The organism is Kribbella sp. NPDC043289, assembly GCF_056436705.1.
Map to the genome: position 1 here is coordinate 981,875 of NZ_JBWKCB010000001.1, position 16,119 is coordinate 997,993.

At 67.7% G+C, this 16,119-nt stretch carries 16 protein-coding genes and 1 pseudogene; 11 read left to right on the top strand and 6 right to left on the bottom strand.

Annotated elements, in window-relative coordinates; genetic code table 11:
- Positions 1 to 179: 179 nt before the first annotated feature.
- From AC0662_RS04560 to AC0662_RS04600, 9 genes are all read left to right on the top strand, one after another.
- A complete protein-coding gene (locus tag AC0662_RS04560; protein ID WP_452200268.1) occupies positions 180 to 707 on the top strand; it encodes a DUF624 domain-containing protein in 528 nt (175 codons plus the stop codon).
- Complete coding sequence (locus AC0662_RS04565; RefSeq protein ID WP_478298516.1) at positions 704 to 1,600, top strand: ABC transporter permease; 897 nt, start codon at positions 704 to 706, stop codon at positions 1,598 to 1,600. The genes AC0662_RS04560 and AC0662_RS04565 overlap by 4 nt, the downstream gene beginning before the upstream one ends.
- Complete coding sequence (locus AC0662_RS04570; RefSeq protein WP_478298518.1) at positions 1,597 to 2,508, top strand: carbohydrate ABC transporter permease; 912 nt, start codon at positions 1,597 to 1,599, stop codon at positions 2,506 to 2,508. Before AC0662_RS04565 ends, AC0662_RS04570 begins: the two co-directional genes overlap by 4 nt.
- Positions 2,509 to 2,525: 17 nt before the next feature.
- On the top strand, positions 2,526 to 4,004 hold the full coding sequence (locus AC0662_RS04575; protein ID WP_478298520.1) for an extracellular solute-binding protein: 1,479 nt from the start codon (positions 2,526 to 2,528) through the stop codon (positions 4,002 to 4,004).
- 7 nt (positions 4,005 to 4,011) lie between these two features.
- Positions 4,012 to 4,896, top strand: a complete 885-nt coding sequence (locus AC0662_RS04580) for a MurR/RpiR family transcriptional regulator (RefSeq protein WP_478298522.1) — start codon at positions 4,012 to 4,014, stop codon at positions 4,894 to 4,896.
- Between the two features lie 11 nt (positions 4,897 to 4,907).
- A complete protein-coding gene (locus tag AC0662_RS04585) occupies positions 4,908 to 5,906 on the top strand; it encodes an acetylxylan esterase (RefSeq protein WP_478298524.1) in 999 nt (332 codons plus the stop codon).
- A gap of 8 nt (positions 5,907 to 5,914) precedes the next feature.
- A complete protein-coding gene (locus AC0662_RS04590) occupies positions 5,915 to 7,615 on the top strand; it encodes a right-handed parallel beta-helix repeat-containing protein (protein WP_478298526.1) in 1,701 nt (566 codons plus the stop codon).
- 82 nt (positions 7,616 to 7,697) lie between these two features.
- The gene (locus AC0662_RS04595) at positions 7,698 to 8,261 is read left to right on the top strand and encodes an SDR family NAD(P)-dependent oxidoreductase (RefSeq protein WP_478298528.1); all 564 of its coding nucleotides are present in this window, start codon (positions 7,698 to 7,700) and stop codon (positions 8,259 to 8,261) included.
- A 65-nt stretch (positions 8,262 to 8,326) separates the two neighbouring features.
- On the top strand, positions 8,327 to 9,043 hold the full coding sequence (locus tag AC0662_RS04600; protein ID WP_478298530.1) for an MBL fold metallo-hydrolase: 717 nt from the start codon (positions 8,327 to 8,329) through the stop codon (positions 9,041 to 9,043).
- On the opposite strand, the gene AC0662_RS04605 is transcribed toward AC0662_RS04600, so the two are convergent.
- Both AC0662_RS04605 and AC0662_RS04610 read right to left on the bottom strand, forming a co-directional pair.
- Positions 9,026 to 9,175, bottom strand: coding sequence for a hypothetical protein (locus tag AC0662_RS04605; RefSeq protein ID WP_452200253.1), 150 nt, complete (start codon positions 9,173 to 9,175; stop codon positions 9,026 to 9,028). The two genes, AC0662_RS04600 and AC0662_RS04605, sit on opposite strands and share 18 nt — an antisense overlap.
- Positions 9,176 to 9,256: 81 nt before the next feature.
- A complete protein-coding gene (locus AC0662_RS04610; RefSeq protein WP_478298532.1) occupies positions 9,257 to 10,165 on the bottom strand; it encodes an NADP-dependent oxidoreductase in 909 nt (302 codons plus the stop codon).
- Positions 10,166 to 10,354: 189 nt separating this feature from the next.
- Between AC0662_RS04610 and AC0662_RS04615 the strand changes: the two genes are divergently transcribed.
- Positions 10,355 to 11,578: an FAD-dependent monooxygenase gene (locus AC0662_RS04615; RefSeq protein ID WP_478298534.1), complete on the top strand. Its 1,224-nt coding sequence runs from the start codon at positions 10,355 to 10,357 to the stop codon at positions 11,576 to 11,578.
- Between the two features lie 5 nt (positions 11,579 to 11,583).
- Here the strand turns inward: AC0662_RS04615 and AC0662_RS04620 are convergent, their stop codons facing one another.
- Both AC0662_RS04620 and AC0662_RS04625 read right to left on the bottom strand, forming a co-directional pair.
- Positions 11,584 to 12,246: a response regulator gene (locus AC0662_RS04620; RefSeq protein WP_478298536.1), complete on the bottom strand. Its 663-nt coding sequence runs from the start codon at positions 12,244 to 12,246 to the stop codon at positions 11,584 to 11,586.
- A complete protein-coding gene (locus AC0662_RS04625) occupies positions 12,243 to 13,883 on the bottom strand; it encodes a sensor histidine kinase (RefSeq protein WP_478298538.1) in 1,641 nt (546 codons plus the stop codon). Before AC0662_RS04625 ends, AC0662_RS04620 begins: the two co-directional genes overlap by 4 nt.
- A gap of 199 nt (positions 13,884 to 14,082) precedes the next feature.
- Here AC0662_RS04625 and AC0662_RS04630 point away from each other — a divergent pair, with 199 nt between their 5' ends.
- Entirely contained in the window at positions 14,083 to 15,273 is a 1,191-nt protein-coding gene (locus tag AC0662_RS04630) for a PstS family phosphate ABC transporter substrate-binding protein (protein WP_452200245.1), read from the top strand.
- Between the two features lie 40 nt (positions 15,274 to 15,313).
- Here the strand turns inward: AC0662_RS04630 and AC0662_RS04635 are convergent, their stop codons facing one another.
- Entirely contained in the window at positions 15,314 to 15,607 is a 294-nt protein-coding gene (locus AC0662_RS04635; protein WP_478298541.1) for an alpha/beta fold hydrolase, read from the bottom strand.
- A gap of 92 nt (positions 15,608 to 15,699) precedes the next feature.
- Positions 15,700 to 16,095: pseudogene (locus tag AC0662_RS04640) on the bottom strand (alpha/beta fold hydrolase); the annotation flags it as partial.
- Positions 16,096 to 16,119: the final 24 nt, after the last annotated feature.

The window sequence follows — 16,119 nt, forward strand, 5'->3', positions numbered from 1 at the left end:
CGGTGACGTCGCGAGGGTCGGTGAAAAACATTTGCACGAGATCTAGGCAAAGACTGGTGTTGTCGCTAATCTTTTGCGCGATCTGACGGGAAGCGGAGTGCGAGCCGCAAAGGTTTTGCACCGCGCGTGGGTTGTGTCGGCCCGCTTCCCGTCTACTGCAGCGCGAGAGGAGCACTGGTGTGAGGTCGAGATCTCCGGGCGATGTACTCGCGTCCCGGGCCTACAGCGCCGCGGACCGGTTCGCCCGCGTCGTCGCGCTCAACCTGCTCTGGCTGGTCGCGAGCCTGCCGGTGGTCACCGCCGGCCCGGCCACCGCGGCGGTCTTCGGTGTCGTCCGGGACTGGAACCGCGGCCTCGAGCCGCCGTTGGCGCGATCGTTCCTGAAGTACTTCCGGGAGAACTTCCGGCAGGCGTTCGTGCTGCAGTTGCTGTTCCTCGCGCTCTTCCTGCCGACCGGCACGGTCGTCGCCGCGGTGCTGGTCGCTCCGATCGCGTCGTACGCCTTCACGCTGATGGTCGGCTACAACATGTCCCTGCCGCGGATCCTCGTGGCGTCCGTCCGGTTGGCCGTCGGCAGCCCGCTGGCGACCGTTAAAACCCTTGCGTTGCTGGCGTTGGCCACCGGTCTGACCTTCGTCTTCCCGGCTGCGCCATTGCTGCTCATGGCGGTCGTCGTGTCCTCGATCCAGCGCTGGTGTCAGCCATGATCCGGGCCCGACGGTACTGGGTCCTGTACGCGATGTTGCTGCCGGCACTCGTCTATCTGGCGGTCTACAAGTACGCGCCGATGTACGGCATCGTGATCGCGTTCAAGGACTACTCGCTCGGCGAAGGCATCGTCGCCAGCCCGTGGATCCACCCCTGGTACGGCCACTTCCGCGAACTCTTCGGATCGCCGTACTTCGGCCAGCTGCTCCGCAACACCTTCCTGCTGTCGATCTACAAGATCATCTGGGGTACGACGCTTCCGCTGGTGCTCGCGTTGTTGCTCAACGAGTGCCGGCTGAACTGGATGAAGCGCTGGGTGCAGACGCTCAGCTACATGCCGCACTTCCTGTCCTGGGTGATCATCTTCGGCATCACCGGCGCGTTCCTGTCCGAGAGCACCGGTCTGGTGAACCGTTGGCTGGAGCAACTGACCGGCCACACCATCGGCTTCCTCACCTCGACCGACTGGTTCCGCTCGGTGCTGGTCGGGACCGAGGTGTGGAAGGACATGGGCTGGGGCGCGATCATCTACCTGGCCGCGATGGTCGCCATCGATCCGTCCCGGTACGAGGTCGCCCGGGTCGACGGCGCGAACCGGCTGCGGCAGATCTGGCACATCACGCTGCCGGGAATCCGCAACGTCATCATCCTGCTGCTGGTCCTGCGGCTCGGCCATGTGCTGGAGGCCGGGTTCGAGCAGATCTACATCTTCTACAACCTGCAGGTCTACCCGGTCGCCGACATCCTCGACACCTGGGTGTTCCGGACCGGCCTGGAGAACCTCAACTTCTCGCTGGCCGCGGCCGCCGGTCTGTTCAAGTCGATCATCGGGCTGGTGCTGATCCTGGCCGCCAACCGGATCGCCAAGCGCTGGGACGGTCAGCTGTGGTGACACTCGTCAGGACCCGGATCAAGACCAGGACCAAGACCCCGAGCACCACCCGGATCAGCAGCCGCGAGGACCGGATCGTCAACGCGATCGTGTACGTCGCCTGCGCGCTGGTGGCAGTGGTCTGCGTCTTCCCGCTGTTGTTCGTGGTCGCGGCGTCGATCACGCCGTACGGCGAGGTGTTGCGCAACGGTGGCTACATCGTGATCCCGCGGGCGATCACGTTCGACGCGTACCGCGAGCTGCTGTCCGATCCCGCGATCCCGCGGGCGCTGTCGGTCACCGTGTTCATCACGGTCGTCGGCACCGCGCTGAACATGCTGCTCACCACGTTGATGGCGTATCCGTTGTCGCGCCGCGATCTGCCGGGGCGGAGCGCCGTACTGCTGATCGCGCTGTTCACGACGGTGTTCGGCGCCGGGATGATCCCGACATACCTGATCGTCAAGGCCACTGGGCTGCTCGACACGGTGTGGGCGATGATCGTGCCGGGCGCGGTGTCGGTGTTCAACGTGCTGATCATGAAGACGTTCTTCGAAGGCATCCCCGAGGAACTCGTCGACGCGGCGCGGATCGACGGCGCCGGTGAGCTCCGGATCCTCGTGCAGGTGATCCTGCCGCTCTCGGTGCCGGTGATGCTCACGCTCGGCCTGTTCTACGGGGTCTCGCACTGGAACGAGTTCTTCCAGGCCATCCTCTACGTCCGCGATCCAGACCTGCTGCCGCTCCAGGTGGTGGTCCGCAACCTGCTCGCGCGTTCGCAGGCGACCGAGAACGCTGACGCCGTCCTGCCGTTGGTGACCGTGCAGATGGCCGCTGTCGTGGTGGCGGCGATCCCGATGATCGCCGTGTATCCGTTCGTGCAGAAGCACTTCCAGAAGGGCGTTCTGCTCGGTTCCGTGAAGGGCTAAGTCAACTAGGAGTAGAGATGTACAGAAGTGCTGTTGCGGTTGCCCTGGGGAGCGCTTTGCTGCTCACGGCCTGTTCGTCGGGGGAAGGAAGCGCGGACGGGGCCGCGGACACCGAGTTGTCGATCAGTGAGATCTCGTACGGCGCGACGCCGCCGAAGGATGATGTCATCGGCCAGGCGCTGAAGAAGGATCTCGGCCTGGACATCAAGCTGAACGCCGTCGGTTCGAGTGACGACTACTATGCCCAGCTGTCGGCGTCTCTGGCCGGCGGGGACGCGCCCGATCTGTTCCAGGTCGACCGTTCCAGGCTCCAGCAGTTCGTCAAGCAGGGCCTGGTGCTGGACGTGTCGAAGTACCTGGACACGGATCTGAAGCAGTACACGTCGTTCGTCGGCAAGGACCAGATGAAGGCCGCGATCCTGGACGGCAAGACGTACGGCGTCGTGAAGCGGCCGCAGTACGCCTACAGCACGTACTGGATCCGCAAGGACTGGCTGGACAAGCTCGGGCTGGCCGTCCCGAAGACGACCGACGACCTGTTCGCGGTCGCGACGGCTTTCACCACCAAGGACCCGGACGGGAACGGCAAGCCGGATACGTACGGGATCACCGGCGGCAAGGACGCCGACCCATGGGCGCCGCTGTGGGGCGGGTTCGGCACCGGCGGTCCCGGCGCGGAGTACGTCGAGAACGGCAAGATCGTCAACGGCTACCAGGACCCGGACACCAAGACTGCGCTGTCGTACATCTCCAAGCTGGTCAGCGCGAAGGTGGTGGACCCGGACTTCCTCAGCAGCACGCTTGCACAGGCTCAGGAGCGTGCGATGCAGGGCAAGTCGGGCATCATCTGCCAGAGCTGGCCGCAGATGACCAAGCCCGAGTTCACCGCGTCCGCGAAGAAGGCGCAGCCGGGTGCGCAGTGGATCCAGCTCGCGCCGCTCGCCGGGCCGGGCGGTCCGGGCGCGATGGCCAACGACGACAACTTCGCGTCGATCTATGCGATCCCGGCCAAGGTCGGCAAGGACGAGGGGAAGCTCAAGAACGTCATGAAGTTCCTCGAGTACGTCTCGGGTGAGGCCGGCAACCGGCTGGTGTCGTACGGCATCGAGGGCACGCACTACACGCTTGCCGATGGCAAGGTGAAGCCGACGCCGAAGCTGGCGACCGATGGCGGCTGGTTCTGGCTCTACCAGGTGACCGGGCGGGACGAGGGCGAGTATCTCGGGATCAAGTTCGCCGCCCAGAAGAAGGAGATCGACTTCGCCGCGAAGCAGCCGCTGCTGGACACCTACACGAGCCTGGTGGTCAGTCCCGACGGGTACAACCAGGTCGACGCCGATCGGTACTCGAACGAGCAGCTGGTCCAGTTCATCAGCGGGAAGAAGCCGATGGCGCAGTACGACGCCTTCGTCAGCGATCTGACGAACAAGTTCGGCTACGGCAAGTACATCGAGGGTGCCGAGAAGCAACTCACCGACCTCGGGCTGGCCAAGTGAGCGGCACATGATCTCTGGGGAACGAGCCGGCAGTCCGAGCCCGCTGGAGCTGGTGCGGCGGGCGCTGCCCGACCTGAGCGGTGCGATGCAGCGGGTCGCCGAGCAGATCGTGGCGAACCCGGACGAGGTCGCGCGCGGGTCGATCACCAAACTGGCCGACGCCGCGCGGACCTCGGCGTCGGCGGTCACCCGGCTGTCGACGCAGCTCGGGTACGCCGGCTATCCGGCGTTGCGGGCCGCGCTGGCGATGGAGGTCGGCCGCGGAATGGAGGCCGGGTGGGCGAGCGACATCGGGTCGGAGATCGGCCCGGCGGATCCGCCCGAGCAGGTGCTGAACGTGCTCGCCTCGACGCAGGCGAACGCGTTGCGGAACGCCTTGTCGTCGATCGACCTCGCCGCGGCGACCCGGGTCGCGGACGCGGTCGCGGGCGCCCGGCGTACTCACATCTACGGTGAATGGGGCGACGCGATCCCGGCTCGCGAGTTGTACATCCGGTTGCTGCGGATCGGGATTCCGGTGTGGTTCTTCGACGGTCCGCAGTCGTCGGAGATCGGCGCCGGCCTGCTCGGCGAGGGCGATGTCGCGCTGACCGTGATCCGGTCGGGGCACAACACGACCGCGCTCGAATTCGTCCGGCGGTCGCAGGCTGTCGGAGCGTTGACCGTCGCGATCACCGGGGTGGTCGACTCACCACTGGGCCGTGCCGCCGAGGTGGTGCTCGACACCGGTACGGCGGCCGGCGGGACCTGGACCGAATTCTTCGCGGGCCGCGCGAGCGACGTACTGACAGCCGGACTGTTGTTCGTGCTGGTCGCACAGCGCGTGCCCGATCACCTGACCGCCAATGCGCCGAACGGGCTCGGGCTGCCCGTCGTCCGTCCCGACAGCTGAAGGGCTTTCTGATGGCGATGTTCGATCTTCCGCTCGACAAGCTCCGCGAGTACCGGCCCGAGGTGGCCGCTCCCGCCGATCTGGTCGAGTTCTGGCGCCGCTCGATCGAGAAGGCGCGCACCGACGACCTGTCCGCTTCGTTCACCGAGATCGACAACAAGCTCGCGGTGATCGACACCTACGACGTCACGTACGCCGGCTTCGGCGGCTCGCCCGTGAAGGGCTGGCTGCATGTCCCGGCCGGCGCGACCGGTCCGCTGCCGACGATCGTTCAGTACCACGGGTACTCCGGCGGCCGGGGCCTGCCGCACGCGATCAACTTCTGGGCTCAGGCCGGGTACGCCCACTTCGTCACGGACACCCGCGGTCAGGGCTGGACGTCGGGCGGCAGCAGTACGCCGGACGACAGCGCGTACGCCGGTCTGAGTCACGTGCCGGGGTTCCTGACGTCGGGGATCACGGACCCAGAGACGTACTACTACCGCCGCGTCTACATCGACGCGGTCCGGGCGCTCGAGGCCGCGCGGACGTCGCCGTTCGTTGACCCGGACCGGTTGGTCGTGGCCGGTGTCAGCCAAGGCGGGGGCATCGCGATCGCGACGGCCGGGTTGGCCCCGCTGGCCGGGATCGAGTTGCGCGGCTGCGCTGCCGACGTACCGTTCCTGTGCCATTTCCAGCGGGCCGTGCAGCTCACCGATCGCGGCCGCTACAACGAGATAGCGCAGTACCTGAAGGGTTTCCGGCACCAGGTCGACACGGCGCTGAACACCCTGAGCTATTTCGACGGCGTCAATCTCGGCCGGCTGGCCACCGCGCCCGCACTGTTCTCGGTCGCGCTGATGGACGCGAACTGTCCGCCCTCGACAGTGTTCGCCGCCTACAACCACTACGGAAGCGAGCAGAAGGACATCGAGGTCTACCCCTACAACGAACACGAAGGCGGGCAGGCGTACCAGCAGGAAGCACAGCTCGACTGGTTCTCGAACATCTTCGCAACGCCCACGAAGTGAGGAGAAAGATGAGATCGAGATGGTTCGCCGCAGCACTGACCGGAACGGTGGGAGCCCTCCTGGCGGGTACTCTCACCCTTCCGGCGCAGGCCGCCGGTCCGACGTACTACGTTTCGCCCAACGGCAGCGACAGCAACACCGGCCTGTCACCCACCGAGGCCTGGAAGACGATTGCCAAGGTCAACAGTTCGACCTATGCACAAGGCAGCCTGATCTCCTTCGAAGGCGGCGCGGCGTTCACCGGCTGCCTGGTCTTCAATCCGACGAACGTCCCCGTGTCGTCGGCCTCGGTACCGTTCCGGGTCGCGTCGTACGGCACCGGGAAGGCCACGATCAGTTCCAACTGCGTCGGCGACTACTCCGCGGCCGTCACCGCGGACGCCGTGAACGGTTTCCAGCTGAACAACATCAAACTGGTCAACGGCGGCACGACTGCGGCCGGTGTCCTGCTGGAGAACCAGAGCACGACGACCGCGACCAGCGGACTGCAGATCAACAACGCGGAGATCTCGGACTTCGCCACCCCGAGCGGTAGCACCAGCACGTTCGGTGGACAGATCATGGTGCTCGGCTACGCCGTCAACGGGAACTCAGGCCCGCTGAACGACGTACAGATCGTCAACAACAAGTTGTACGGCGCCAGCGCGACGTCGAACGCGGGACCGGGTGTGTACGGCTGGGGCTCCGGCCTGAACATCAGCAACGTCCGCGTCGAAGGCAACACCGTCTACAACCTCGGGATGGCGCCGAAGTCGACCGGCGCCGCGATCACCGCGAACGGCTGGAACGTCGCGCTGATCCAGCGCAACGTCGTGCACGACATCGGCGCCAACGTGACGTCCTGCGGCGGCACCAGCGGGATCATGTCGTACACGTCGAACAGCGTGACCATCCGCAACAACGAGGTGTACAAGGTCCAGCCGCTGCCGTCGTACACGGCCGGCTGCGACTGGGACGGCATCGATCTCGACGGCGGTACGACGAATTCGCTCGTCGAGTACAACTACACCCACGACAACGCCGGCAGCGGGCTGCTCGCCTACACGTCGACCGCCGCGTCCCGGGTGTGGGGACCGAACACCTACCGGTACAACATCTCGCAGAACGACGACTCGGCGCTCGCCCAGGGCGGCTTGATGGACGTCGTACCGAACGCGCCGAAGAACGCGCTGTCGATCTACGGCAACACGTTCTTCAGCAACAAGGACCAGAGCGCGAACAAGAAGCAGGGCGCCAGTGCCTGCTTCAACTTCGGTTACGCCACCGGAGTCTGGGCGGCGGGCTCGCTGATCAAGGACAACATCTGCTATCTGACGAACCGGAACAACTTCGGCAAGACCGGGCAGATGTACTACAACCCGTACACCCAGACCGGGATGACACTGTCGAACAACCTGTACTACGGGACGAACACCGGCGGCTGGCGCTGGGGTGGCACGACGTACACCACCTTCGCCGCCTGGCAGGCCGCCGGAGTGGAGACCAACGCGGTCTGGGGCGATCCGCTGTTCACGTCACCCGGTGGCGGCGGAACCTGCACCTGGTCGCCGCCCTCGGGCACCGGACCGCAACCGTGCCCGCAGGCCTACACCCTGACTGCCGGCTCCCCGGCCCTCGGAGCGGGAACCCCGATCTCCGGCAATGGGGGAGTCGACTACTTCGGCACCACCATCCCCAACCCACCCAACATCGGCGCTGACGCCGGCTAGCCCTCCAACGGTCTGTCGAGGCGCAGGTGAGGTCGCCTGTGCCTCGACAGACCTAGCCCTTGTACGGCGCTAGCATGCTGGCGTGGACGCTTGGGGCGACGATGACATCCACGACCAGCAAGGCCGTACGGCCGTGGTCACTGGGGCGAACTCGGGGCTTGGCCTGCGCGCCGCGACGGTACTCGCGGCCAAGGGCGCGCGGGTGATCCTGGCCTGCCGGTCCCGCGAGCGCGGTGAGCGCGCCGCGGCGGCAGTCGGCGGCGAGCTGGTCGTGCTGGAGCTGCAGCACCGCCTGCGCGCCGAGGGTTCCTCGATGCTCAGCGTGGCCGCGCACCCCGGGTTCACCGCCACGGAGATCGCCGCCGCGGGCGCGCGCAACCAGGGGCTCGGCGCTTTCGCGAGACCGCTCAACGCGATGACGAAAGCGATGTCCCAGCCGGTGTCCGAGGGGACGCTGCCGGTGCTGTACGCGGCGACCGCACCCGACGTACAGGGCGGCGAATACTACGGGCCGCGGAAGTTCGGCGAGTTCTACCGGGGCGTCGGTCCGGCCCGCATCGATCCCCGCGCACAGGACCAGGCACTCCGCGCCCGACTGTGGCGCCGCACCGCCGAGCTGACCGGCGTACACCCGGACCCCAACTGACGGTTGAACTGGCTGCGGGCTACGACCGTGTGTTCCTCAACAGCATCAGACTTTCGGAGAAGACCATGAAACTCGCACCGCATCTACACCGGCTCGGTAATGACGTCGTCGCGTCGTACCTTGTGGACACGGCCGACGGCATCACGCTGATCGACGCGGGACTGCCCGGGCACTGGCGGGATCTGCAGCGCGAATTGGGCGTGCTGGGCAAGTCGGTGGACGACATTCGGGGAGTCGTGCTGACCCACGGTGACTCGGACCACATCGGTTTTGCGGAACGGTTGCGCAGTGAACACGGCGTACCTGTGTTCGTGCACGCCGCCGACGCGGTCCGGACCCGTACCGGTGAGAAGCCCAAGGTGCCTTTCGGGCCGGCCAAGCTCGGTCCGACGCTCGGCTTCTTCGGGTACTCCCTTCGCAAGAACGGCCTGCGGACCCGCTATGTCCGCGAGGTCGTCGAGATCGGTGACGGCGACGTCCTGGATCTGCCCGGGAAGCCGGTGATCGTGGGGATGCCGGGGCACTCACCGGGCAGTGTGGCGGTGCATGTCCCGCTGGCAGAGGCGGTGTTCGTCGGCGACGCCCTGACCACGAGGCACGTGCTCACCGGCCGTACCGGTCCGCAGGCCGCGCCCTTCACCGACGACCCGGCGATGGCCTTGTCGTCCCTGGATCGGATCGCCGGTCTGTTCGCGTCCTGGATCCTTCCCGGCCACGGTGCTCCCTGGCGCGTCTCGCCGGGGGACGTGGAGACCTGGGTCAGGTCAGAGGCGGTCGAGTAGTTCGTCGTCGCGGCGTACCGGATTCTGGGACTTCGCGGGGGGACGGGTGACGATCGCCAGGAGACCGCGCAGCCGACGGACCAAGTCCGCGGCGTACGGATCCGGCTCGCTCCGACAGCGTCGTACCTTCATTGGCGTCCCCCTCCCTCAGCAGACGTATCGGAATCCTGCGGTACGCCGTTACGCCGTCGAGCGCATGTGAGGGGGACCACGTCACTTCATGGTGATGATGGACCTGCCGCGGGTGTGCTCGGTGAAGGCGGCGGGGGCGGTGGCCAGGTCGTGGACCGCGGTGACGAGCGGGGTGAGCCGGCCGTCGCGGAGGCGCGCGGCCAGTTGCGTGAGCTGTTCGCGGTTGGGCTCGACGACGAAGAAGATCGACCGGCCGTCGCTCGGCTGGACGGTCGGCGGCTCGGCGACGCTGACGACGGTGCCGCCCGGTCGGAGCAGCGCAGTGGAGCGGTCCCGGATCTCGCCGCCGATCACGTCGAAGACCACGTCGACCGCGCCGACGTCCTCGAGCCGGTCGCTGCCGAGGTCGACGAACTCGTGGACGCCGAGAGAACCCGCCAACGCCCGGTCGGCAGCTCGGCCGGTACCGATGATGTGGGCTCCGGTCTCGCGGGCCAGCTGTACGGCGACCGAGCCGACGGAACCGCCCGCGCCGTGGATGAGGACCGTACGGCCGGCTTCCAGGTGACCGTGGTCGTACAGCGCTTGCCACGCCGTCAGACCAGGCATCACCACAGCCGCCGCGGCGACGTGATCGATGTCGGCCGGGAGCGGCGCGAGATTGCGGGCCTCGACGGCGGCTTGCTCGGCGAGCGAACCGTTGCGGGCCCAGTCGGTCAGCCCGAAGACGCGCTGGCCGACGGTCAGACCGGTGGTGCCGTAGCCGAGCTCGACGACCACACCGGACAGTTCGTGGCCAAGGACGCTCGGCGTCCGGTCGCGGCCGGCCCGGTCGGTCCAGGTGCTGGGCCATTCCGGTTCGCCGCGGAGGAATCCGGCGGCGTGGACCTCGACGACGACGTCGTTCTCGGAAGCGGTGGGGGAGGGCAGCTCGGTCAGCGACAGCCCGTAGTCGTCGGCGTCGCGGTCCCGGACAGTGATGGCACGCATGAGGATCCTCAGCAAAAGGTCGGTGGCTGGTCACTTTCGACGGTAGGCAGTCATGGCCCGTGTTCGATAGGCCATTCGCAGTCGGTTCTGATGGGCCACTCACCCCGCCCGCGGCGTCGCCTCGGCCGCTCAGACTCGGGAACGCAGTACGATCTGGGCCTTGATCCGGACGGGTGAGTGGGGGACTGGATGAGTACGACGGTGTTGGTGGCGGGGGCGAGCATCGCCGGGCCGGCGTTGGCGCATTGGCTGCGCAGGCGGGGCGCCGAGGTGACCGTGGTGGAGCGCGCGCCCGGGATCCGTCCCGGCGGGCAGGCGGTGGACGCGCGCGGCGTGGCCAAGGAAGTGATCCGGCGGATGGGGCTGGACGCTGCGGTACGCGCGGCGTGTACCGACACCGCCGGCGCGCACACCGTGGACGCCGACGGGAACGTGCTGGAGACCTACCGCGCGGACGACGACGGCGGCGACGGGTATATCGCGGAAATCGAGATCCTCCGCGGGGACATGTCCCAGGTGCTGTACGACGACACTCGCGACGGCGTCGAGTACATCTTCGATGACCGGATCGCCGAGCTCACCCAGGACGCGGACGGCGTCGACGTGACGTTCGCGAGCGGCGCTCGGCGGCGGTTCGACCTCGTCATCGGGGCCGACGGCCTGCACTCGTCGCTCCGCGCGACGATCTTCGGGCCGCGGGAGCAGTTCATCCGCCACCTCGGGCTCGTGCTCGCGTTCTACAGCGTGCCCAACGAGTTCGGGCTAGACCGCTGGATGCTCGACTACCAGGACCGCGAGTCCGGACGATCCGCGGGCCTGCGGCCGATCCAGGACGCCAGCCGGGCGATGGCCATCTTCTCGTTCCCCGCGGCCAGCCTGGACGTCGACTACCGCGACATCGAGGGACAGAAGGCGCTGCTGCGCGAGCACATGACCGGCCTCGGCTGGCTGACCCCGCGCATCCTCGCGCACCTGGACGACACCCCGGACTTCTACCTGGACCAGGTCGCCCAGGTCGTCATGGCCCGCTGGCACGACGGACGCGTCGGGCTGATCGGCGACGCGGCGTTCAGTGCGTCACCGATGTCCGGGCAGGGGACCGGGCTGGCCTTGGTCGGCGCCTATGTTCTCGCCGGCGAGCTGGCCGCCGCCGGGTGGCACCCGGAGGCCGGGTTCGCCGCCTATCAGGCGCGGATGCGGGCGATGGTCGAGGCCAGTCAGGAGATCGGCCGGATGCACGTGGAGAGCCTCGCCGCCTCTGGACCGGACGCCGCACCGGATGCCGAGCCGGGCCCGGAGCCCGACATGGACGCCTTCATGGAACTCGTCGACCGGGCCCTCAACGGCGTCGACCTGCCCGACTACGCCGACGTACCGGACTCCGGCCCCTCGAAGTCGTCAGCCACGCACTAGTCCGTTCACCGGAGCCAGGTGTAGTGGTGTTCGGGGCGGCCGGTGGTGCCGTAGTGGAGGGTCAGACTCGCGAGGCCCGACTTGGTGAGATCGGCAAGGTAGCGCTGAGCCGTGACGCGCGAGATGCCGGCGTCTTCGGCGACCTGGGCCGCGGTGAGGGCATTGGGTGCGGCGAGCAGGATGTCTCGGACGAGAGTTCGGGTGGCCGCGGAACGGCCCTTCGTCGTGCTCCGGTCGCCGCCGTGGATCACGGCGTACGCGTGGTCGATGTGCGCCTGGTCGACGGTGCGGGATCCGCTGAGACCTGACCGGCCGCGGGCGTACGCCGTGACCCGTTCGACGAGCGCCTCGACCGGGAAGGGCTTGAGGAGGTAGTTCAGTACGCCGCCGGCGATGGCTCGGCGTACCGTGTCCGAATCGTTCGCCGAGGTGACCATGATGCACGGCGCGCCGATGCAGTGGAGCAGCGATGTCCCGGGGGCGTCGGGCAGGTACTCGTCGAGGAGAACGAGGTCGGGTCGTTGCGTCCGGGCGAGTCGCAGCGCGTCGGCCGCGCTGCGCGCCTGACCGACGACCTCGCACTCCGCCAGTGTGTCGAGTACGTCGGCGTGGAGCTGCGCGACGCGAAAGTCGTCGTCGACGACCAGGACCCGGAGAGCCGCACTCATGGCACTCGGATCGTGCTGGGTGCGCCGACGACGTCTTCCAACCGTGCGGAAAAGATCGCGCCGTGCGTCGCGGTACTGCCCGGATCGAGGAGCAGTACGTCGCCCCGATGCCGCCGCGCGGTGTGTCGAGCGAGGCCGAGCCCCAACCCGTGGCTCTCGCGCGCGGGGCCCTGCAGGTTGCGGGTGGTGAACCCGGTGTCGAAGATCGAGCCACGCGCGGCGTCCGGAACTCCAGCACCCGAGTCGGCGACATGGATCACCAGCGTTTGCCCGTCCGAGGCGAGCGTGATCTCGACCCAGGCGCCGTGCGTCCCCGCGGCCGCCGCGCGAACAGCGTTGTCGACCAGATTGCCGATCACGGTGACGCAGTCCAGCGGATGGGTCAGGCGCTCGTCGACCCAGGTCGTCTCGCCGAGTCGCAGCTCGACGCCGACCTCCGAGGCGACGGCCGCCTTCGCGGTCAGTAGCCCGGCGAGATACGGGTCCGCGAGGCGTTCGCCCCAGATCGTCGTCGGACCGAGGTCATCGAGGTACTCGCGGGCTTCCTCGACCCGGCCGAGGCCGAGCAGGCCGGTCAGCGCGTGGATGCGGTTGTTGTGCTCGTGCGCCTGGGCGCGGAGGGCGTCGGTGAGGGCCCGCGTCGCTTCGAGCTCGCGGGCGATGTTGTCGAGATCGGAGTGATCGCGCAGAACGAGAACGCTGCCGAGGTCGGTCCCGTGGCGAATCACCGCCAGCCGGGTCACCTTCACCGTGTTGTCGCCGATGACGATCGTCTCTCCGACCGGTCCCTCGGCTCGGACCAGGAGGGCCTGGACCGAAGCGGGCAGTCCGGCGTGGGAGATCGTCCGGCCGGCCTCGGGTCGCATGCCGAGGAGACGCTCGGCTTCGGAGTTGCAGGCCGTGATGACGCCGTCCGGATCCACCGCGATGACACCGTCGCGGACGCCGCTCAGGATCGCCTCCTGATCACGGAGCAGGTCCGCCATCTCGGCCGGTTCGAGACCATGCGTCGTACGGCGAAGCCGGCGGGCCAAGGCGATCGCGCCGGCGACACCGAGCAGTAGTGCGACGAGGCCACCGGCGACCAGCCAGCGGGTGAGCGACCACACCCGTTCGTTGACCCGGCTCATGGCGAGGCCAACGGTGACGGTTCCGACGATGCGGCCGTCGGTCGCGCGCAGCGGCACGCTGCCCGTCGCCGACCTACGCTCCGCGTCCCGATCGATGGTCATGAGCTGGCTCCCGCTCCGCACCTGCGCGAGGTCCATGCCCGTCCGGCCGCCGACGCGCGCCGGATCGGGATGGCTGTAGCGCGTGCCCGCGGCGTTGGCGACGATCACGTACTGCGCATTCGTGGCGGCGCGGACTCGCTCGGCCTCGGCCTGGATCGGTCCGCCCTGCGCCGCGGGCATCGCGAGCCACGTCGCGTACCGGGTGTCGACCGAGACGCCGCGAGCAATCGTCAGCGCACGGATCTCGAACTGGCGTTGCACGATGCCGCGGACGACGTACGCCGCGATCAGGACGGACGGGATGAGCGTCGCCGCGACCAGTGCGGTGACGAGCAGGATCACCTGGTCGCGCAGCCGCAACCGCGGCCGCCGCGCGGTGGCAGCACTCGTCAACGTCCGTCGCACAGCTCGAACCATAGTGTTCACGCCGCGATCTGGGATCACCTCGGAACGCACGCATCCGCCGGCCACCGTGACCTTTATGAACTCAACGCCGCGAACGAGCGCAAGCTGGGCCGGATCGAGGGTCCTCCCTACGGTAATCGGCACCGGAGCGGTGTAGGGCGCCCGCGCCGCTTGGGTCCGCCGAACGAGGAGGATCAGAATGAGACAACGTCCGGTACGCATCGCGACGATCCTGGTGACGTGCGCGGCGCTCACCGCCGTAGGAGCAGTCAGTGCCGGGGCCGAACCCGACCTCACCGCGAAGGAGCTGGCCGTCTGGGCCGTCGCACCACAGAAAACGGTCACGAAGCAGACCGACGAGCAGGACGCCTACAACAAGGAGCACGGCCGGCCGACGCCTGCTCCCGAGCTGCTGCAACCCAGTGCCGACCCGAGCCTGGCGCCGTACAAACCGCTCGGCCGGAACGCGCTGCGCGGGAACTACAACTGCGGCGCGTCCGATGTCCTCGCGGCGCTCTCGAAGGACTGGATCAAGGAGTTCACCGCGCTGTACCCGAAGGTGACGATCAACGTCGACCCGCCGTACGCCGGAAGCCTCGGAGCGCTGGCGTTGATCGACGGCAAGCTGGACTGCGTGTTCGTGTCCCGCGAGCTGAAGCCGTCCGACGACGTCGCGTTCCGGGCGAAGTTCGGCTACGGTCCGACGTCGATCCCGATCTCGGGCGGAAGCTACCGGCACTTCGGCTTCCTCGACTCGATGGGCTTCGTCGTCAACTCCTCGAACCCTCTGAACAAGCTGTCGTTCGACCAGCTCGACCGGTTGCTGTCCAGCACCCGGAACCGGGGCGGTACGCCGATCCGGACCTGGGGTGATCTCGGTCTGACCGGCGAGTGGAAGGACAAGCCGATCCACATCTACGGCATCCAGCCGTGGAACGGGTTCGAGGAGTTCGTCCGGGAGCGCGTGCTCGACTACAACGGGCAGCGCGGTGAGTGGCGCTCGGCCCAGACCGATCCGAACGTGAGTTGGGAGACGACGGTCTTCAACCAGGCCAAGCACGTGAGCCAGGACCCGTACGGCATCGCGTACACGGGGATGGCGTACGTCGACCAGCCGGTCAAGGTCCTGTCGCTCAGCAACCACGACAACGATCCGGCGTACGCCCCGACGTACGAGAACGTTGCCTCGGCGCAGTATCCGCTGAGCAGGCTGGTCTATCTCAACCTGAACAAGGCGCCGGGTCGCGCGATGGATCCGGTGCTGCAGGAGTTGATCAAGTTCATCATCAGCAAGCAGGGTCAGCAGGTGGTCGGCAAGCAGGGAGTGTTCCTGCCGCTGCGTGGATTCCAGAGCGCGGCGTCGGCGCAGCAGTTGCGTTCGCTGCCGTAGCTGGATTTGGCTGCGGCCCGCATGCCGGGCCGCAGCCGTCTTACCGGGCCTGCTGGAGGAACTCGACGATGGCTTGGGCTGTCGGATCGGGTTCTTGTTCGGCGGGGTAGTGGCCGGAGTGCTCGAGGACTCGTTCCGTGACGTTCGTCGCGAGTGTGCGGAGGCCGTCGGCGACGGCGGAGCCCATCGCGTAGTGTCCTCCGATCGCGAGCACGGGGGTGTGGACTTCTGAGAGCCGTTGTACGTCGGCGATGTCGTCGGCGCGGGCTCGGTAGTAGGCGAGTCCGGCTTGCAGAGCGTCGTACGTCGTGTAGGCGTCGATGTAGGACCGCATCGTCTCGGGGTCGAGGCCTGCGGGGCCTGCGCTCTGTTGGAGGAAGTTCCGTAGTAGGCGTCTTCGTGTCCGGGGACGAGTTGCTCGGCGAGGTCGGGGGCGCGGTTGAACGGGCCGTGCCAGGACGGGTAGTACTCGGCGCCTGGTGCGGGGATGTCGACGTCGATGCCGGGGAGGATCTCCTCCTCGATCACGATCGCGTTCACCGCCTGGGGGAGCGCGGCCGCCAGCAGAAACGCGATCGTGCCACCCCAGTCATGGCCCACGATCGAGAACCGCGTGAGACCGCGCTCGCTCAGCTCGTCGCGGAGCCCGGCCGCAAGATCGCTCTTCCTGAAACTGGTCGTGCTTCCCGCCGGCTTGCCGAGCCCAGGCAAGGTGAGCGGAACCGGCACGAACCCGCTGCGGCTGAGGACCGGCAGCAAGCCTCGCCAGTGCGCCTCGGTGACCGGCCACCCGTGCAGCAGCACGACAGGCCAACCATTCATCCGTCCATCATGCGTCTTCGGACG

Coding starts and splice junctions, on each gene's coding strand:
- AC0662_RS04565 (WP_478298516.1), top strand. CDS start 704: ATGATCCGGGCCCGACGGTACTGGGTCCTGTACGCGATGTTGCTGCCG.
- AC0662_RS04575 (WP_478298520.1), top strand. CDS start 2,526: ATGTACAGAAGTGCTGTTGCGGTTGCCCTGGGGAGCGCTTTGCTGCTC.
- AC0662_RS04580 (WP_478298522.1), top strand. CDS start 4,012: ATGATCTCTGGGGAACGAGCCGGCAGTCCGAGCCCGCTGGAGCTGGTG.
- AC0662_RS04585 (WP_478298524.1), top strand. CDS start 4,908: ATGGCGATGTTCGATCTTCCGCTCGACAAGCTCCGCGAGTACCGGCCC.
- AC0662_RS04590 (WP_478298526.1), top strand. CDS start 5,915: ATGAGATCGAGATGGTTCGCCGCAGCACTGACCGGAACGGTGGGAGCC.
- AC0662_RS04600 (WP_478298530.1), top strand. CDS start 8,327: ATGAAACTCGCACCGCATCTACACCGGCTCGGTAATGACGTCGTCGCG.
- AC0662_RS04605 (WP_452200253.1), bottom strand. CDS start 9,175: ATGAAGGTACGACGCTGTCGGAGCGAGCCGGATCCGTACGCCGCGGAC.
- AC0662_RS04610 (WP_478298532.1), bottom strand. CDS start 10,165: ATGCGTGCCATCACTGTCCGGGACCGCGACGCCGACGACTACGGGCTG.
- AC0662_RS04615 (WP_478298534.1), top strand. CDS start 10,355: ATGAGTACGACGGTGTTGGTGGCGGGGGCGAGCATCGCCGGGCCGGCG.
- AC0662_RS04620 (WP_478298536.1), bottom strand. CDS start 12,246: ATGAGTGCGGCTCTCCGGGTCCTGGTCGTCGACGACGACTTTCGCGTC.
- AC0662_RS04630 (WP_452200245.1), top strand. CDS start 14,083: ATGAGACAACGTCCGGTACGCATCGCGACGATCCTGGTGACGTGCGCG.
- AC0662_RS04635 (WP_478298541.1), bottom strand. CDS start 15,607: ATGCGGTCCTACATCGACGCCTACACGACGTACGACGCTCTGCAAGCC.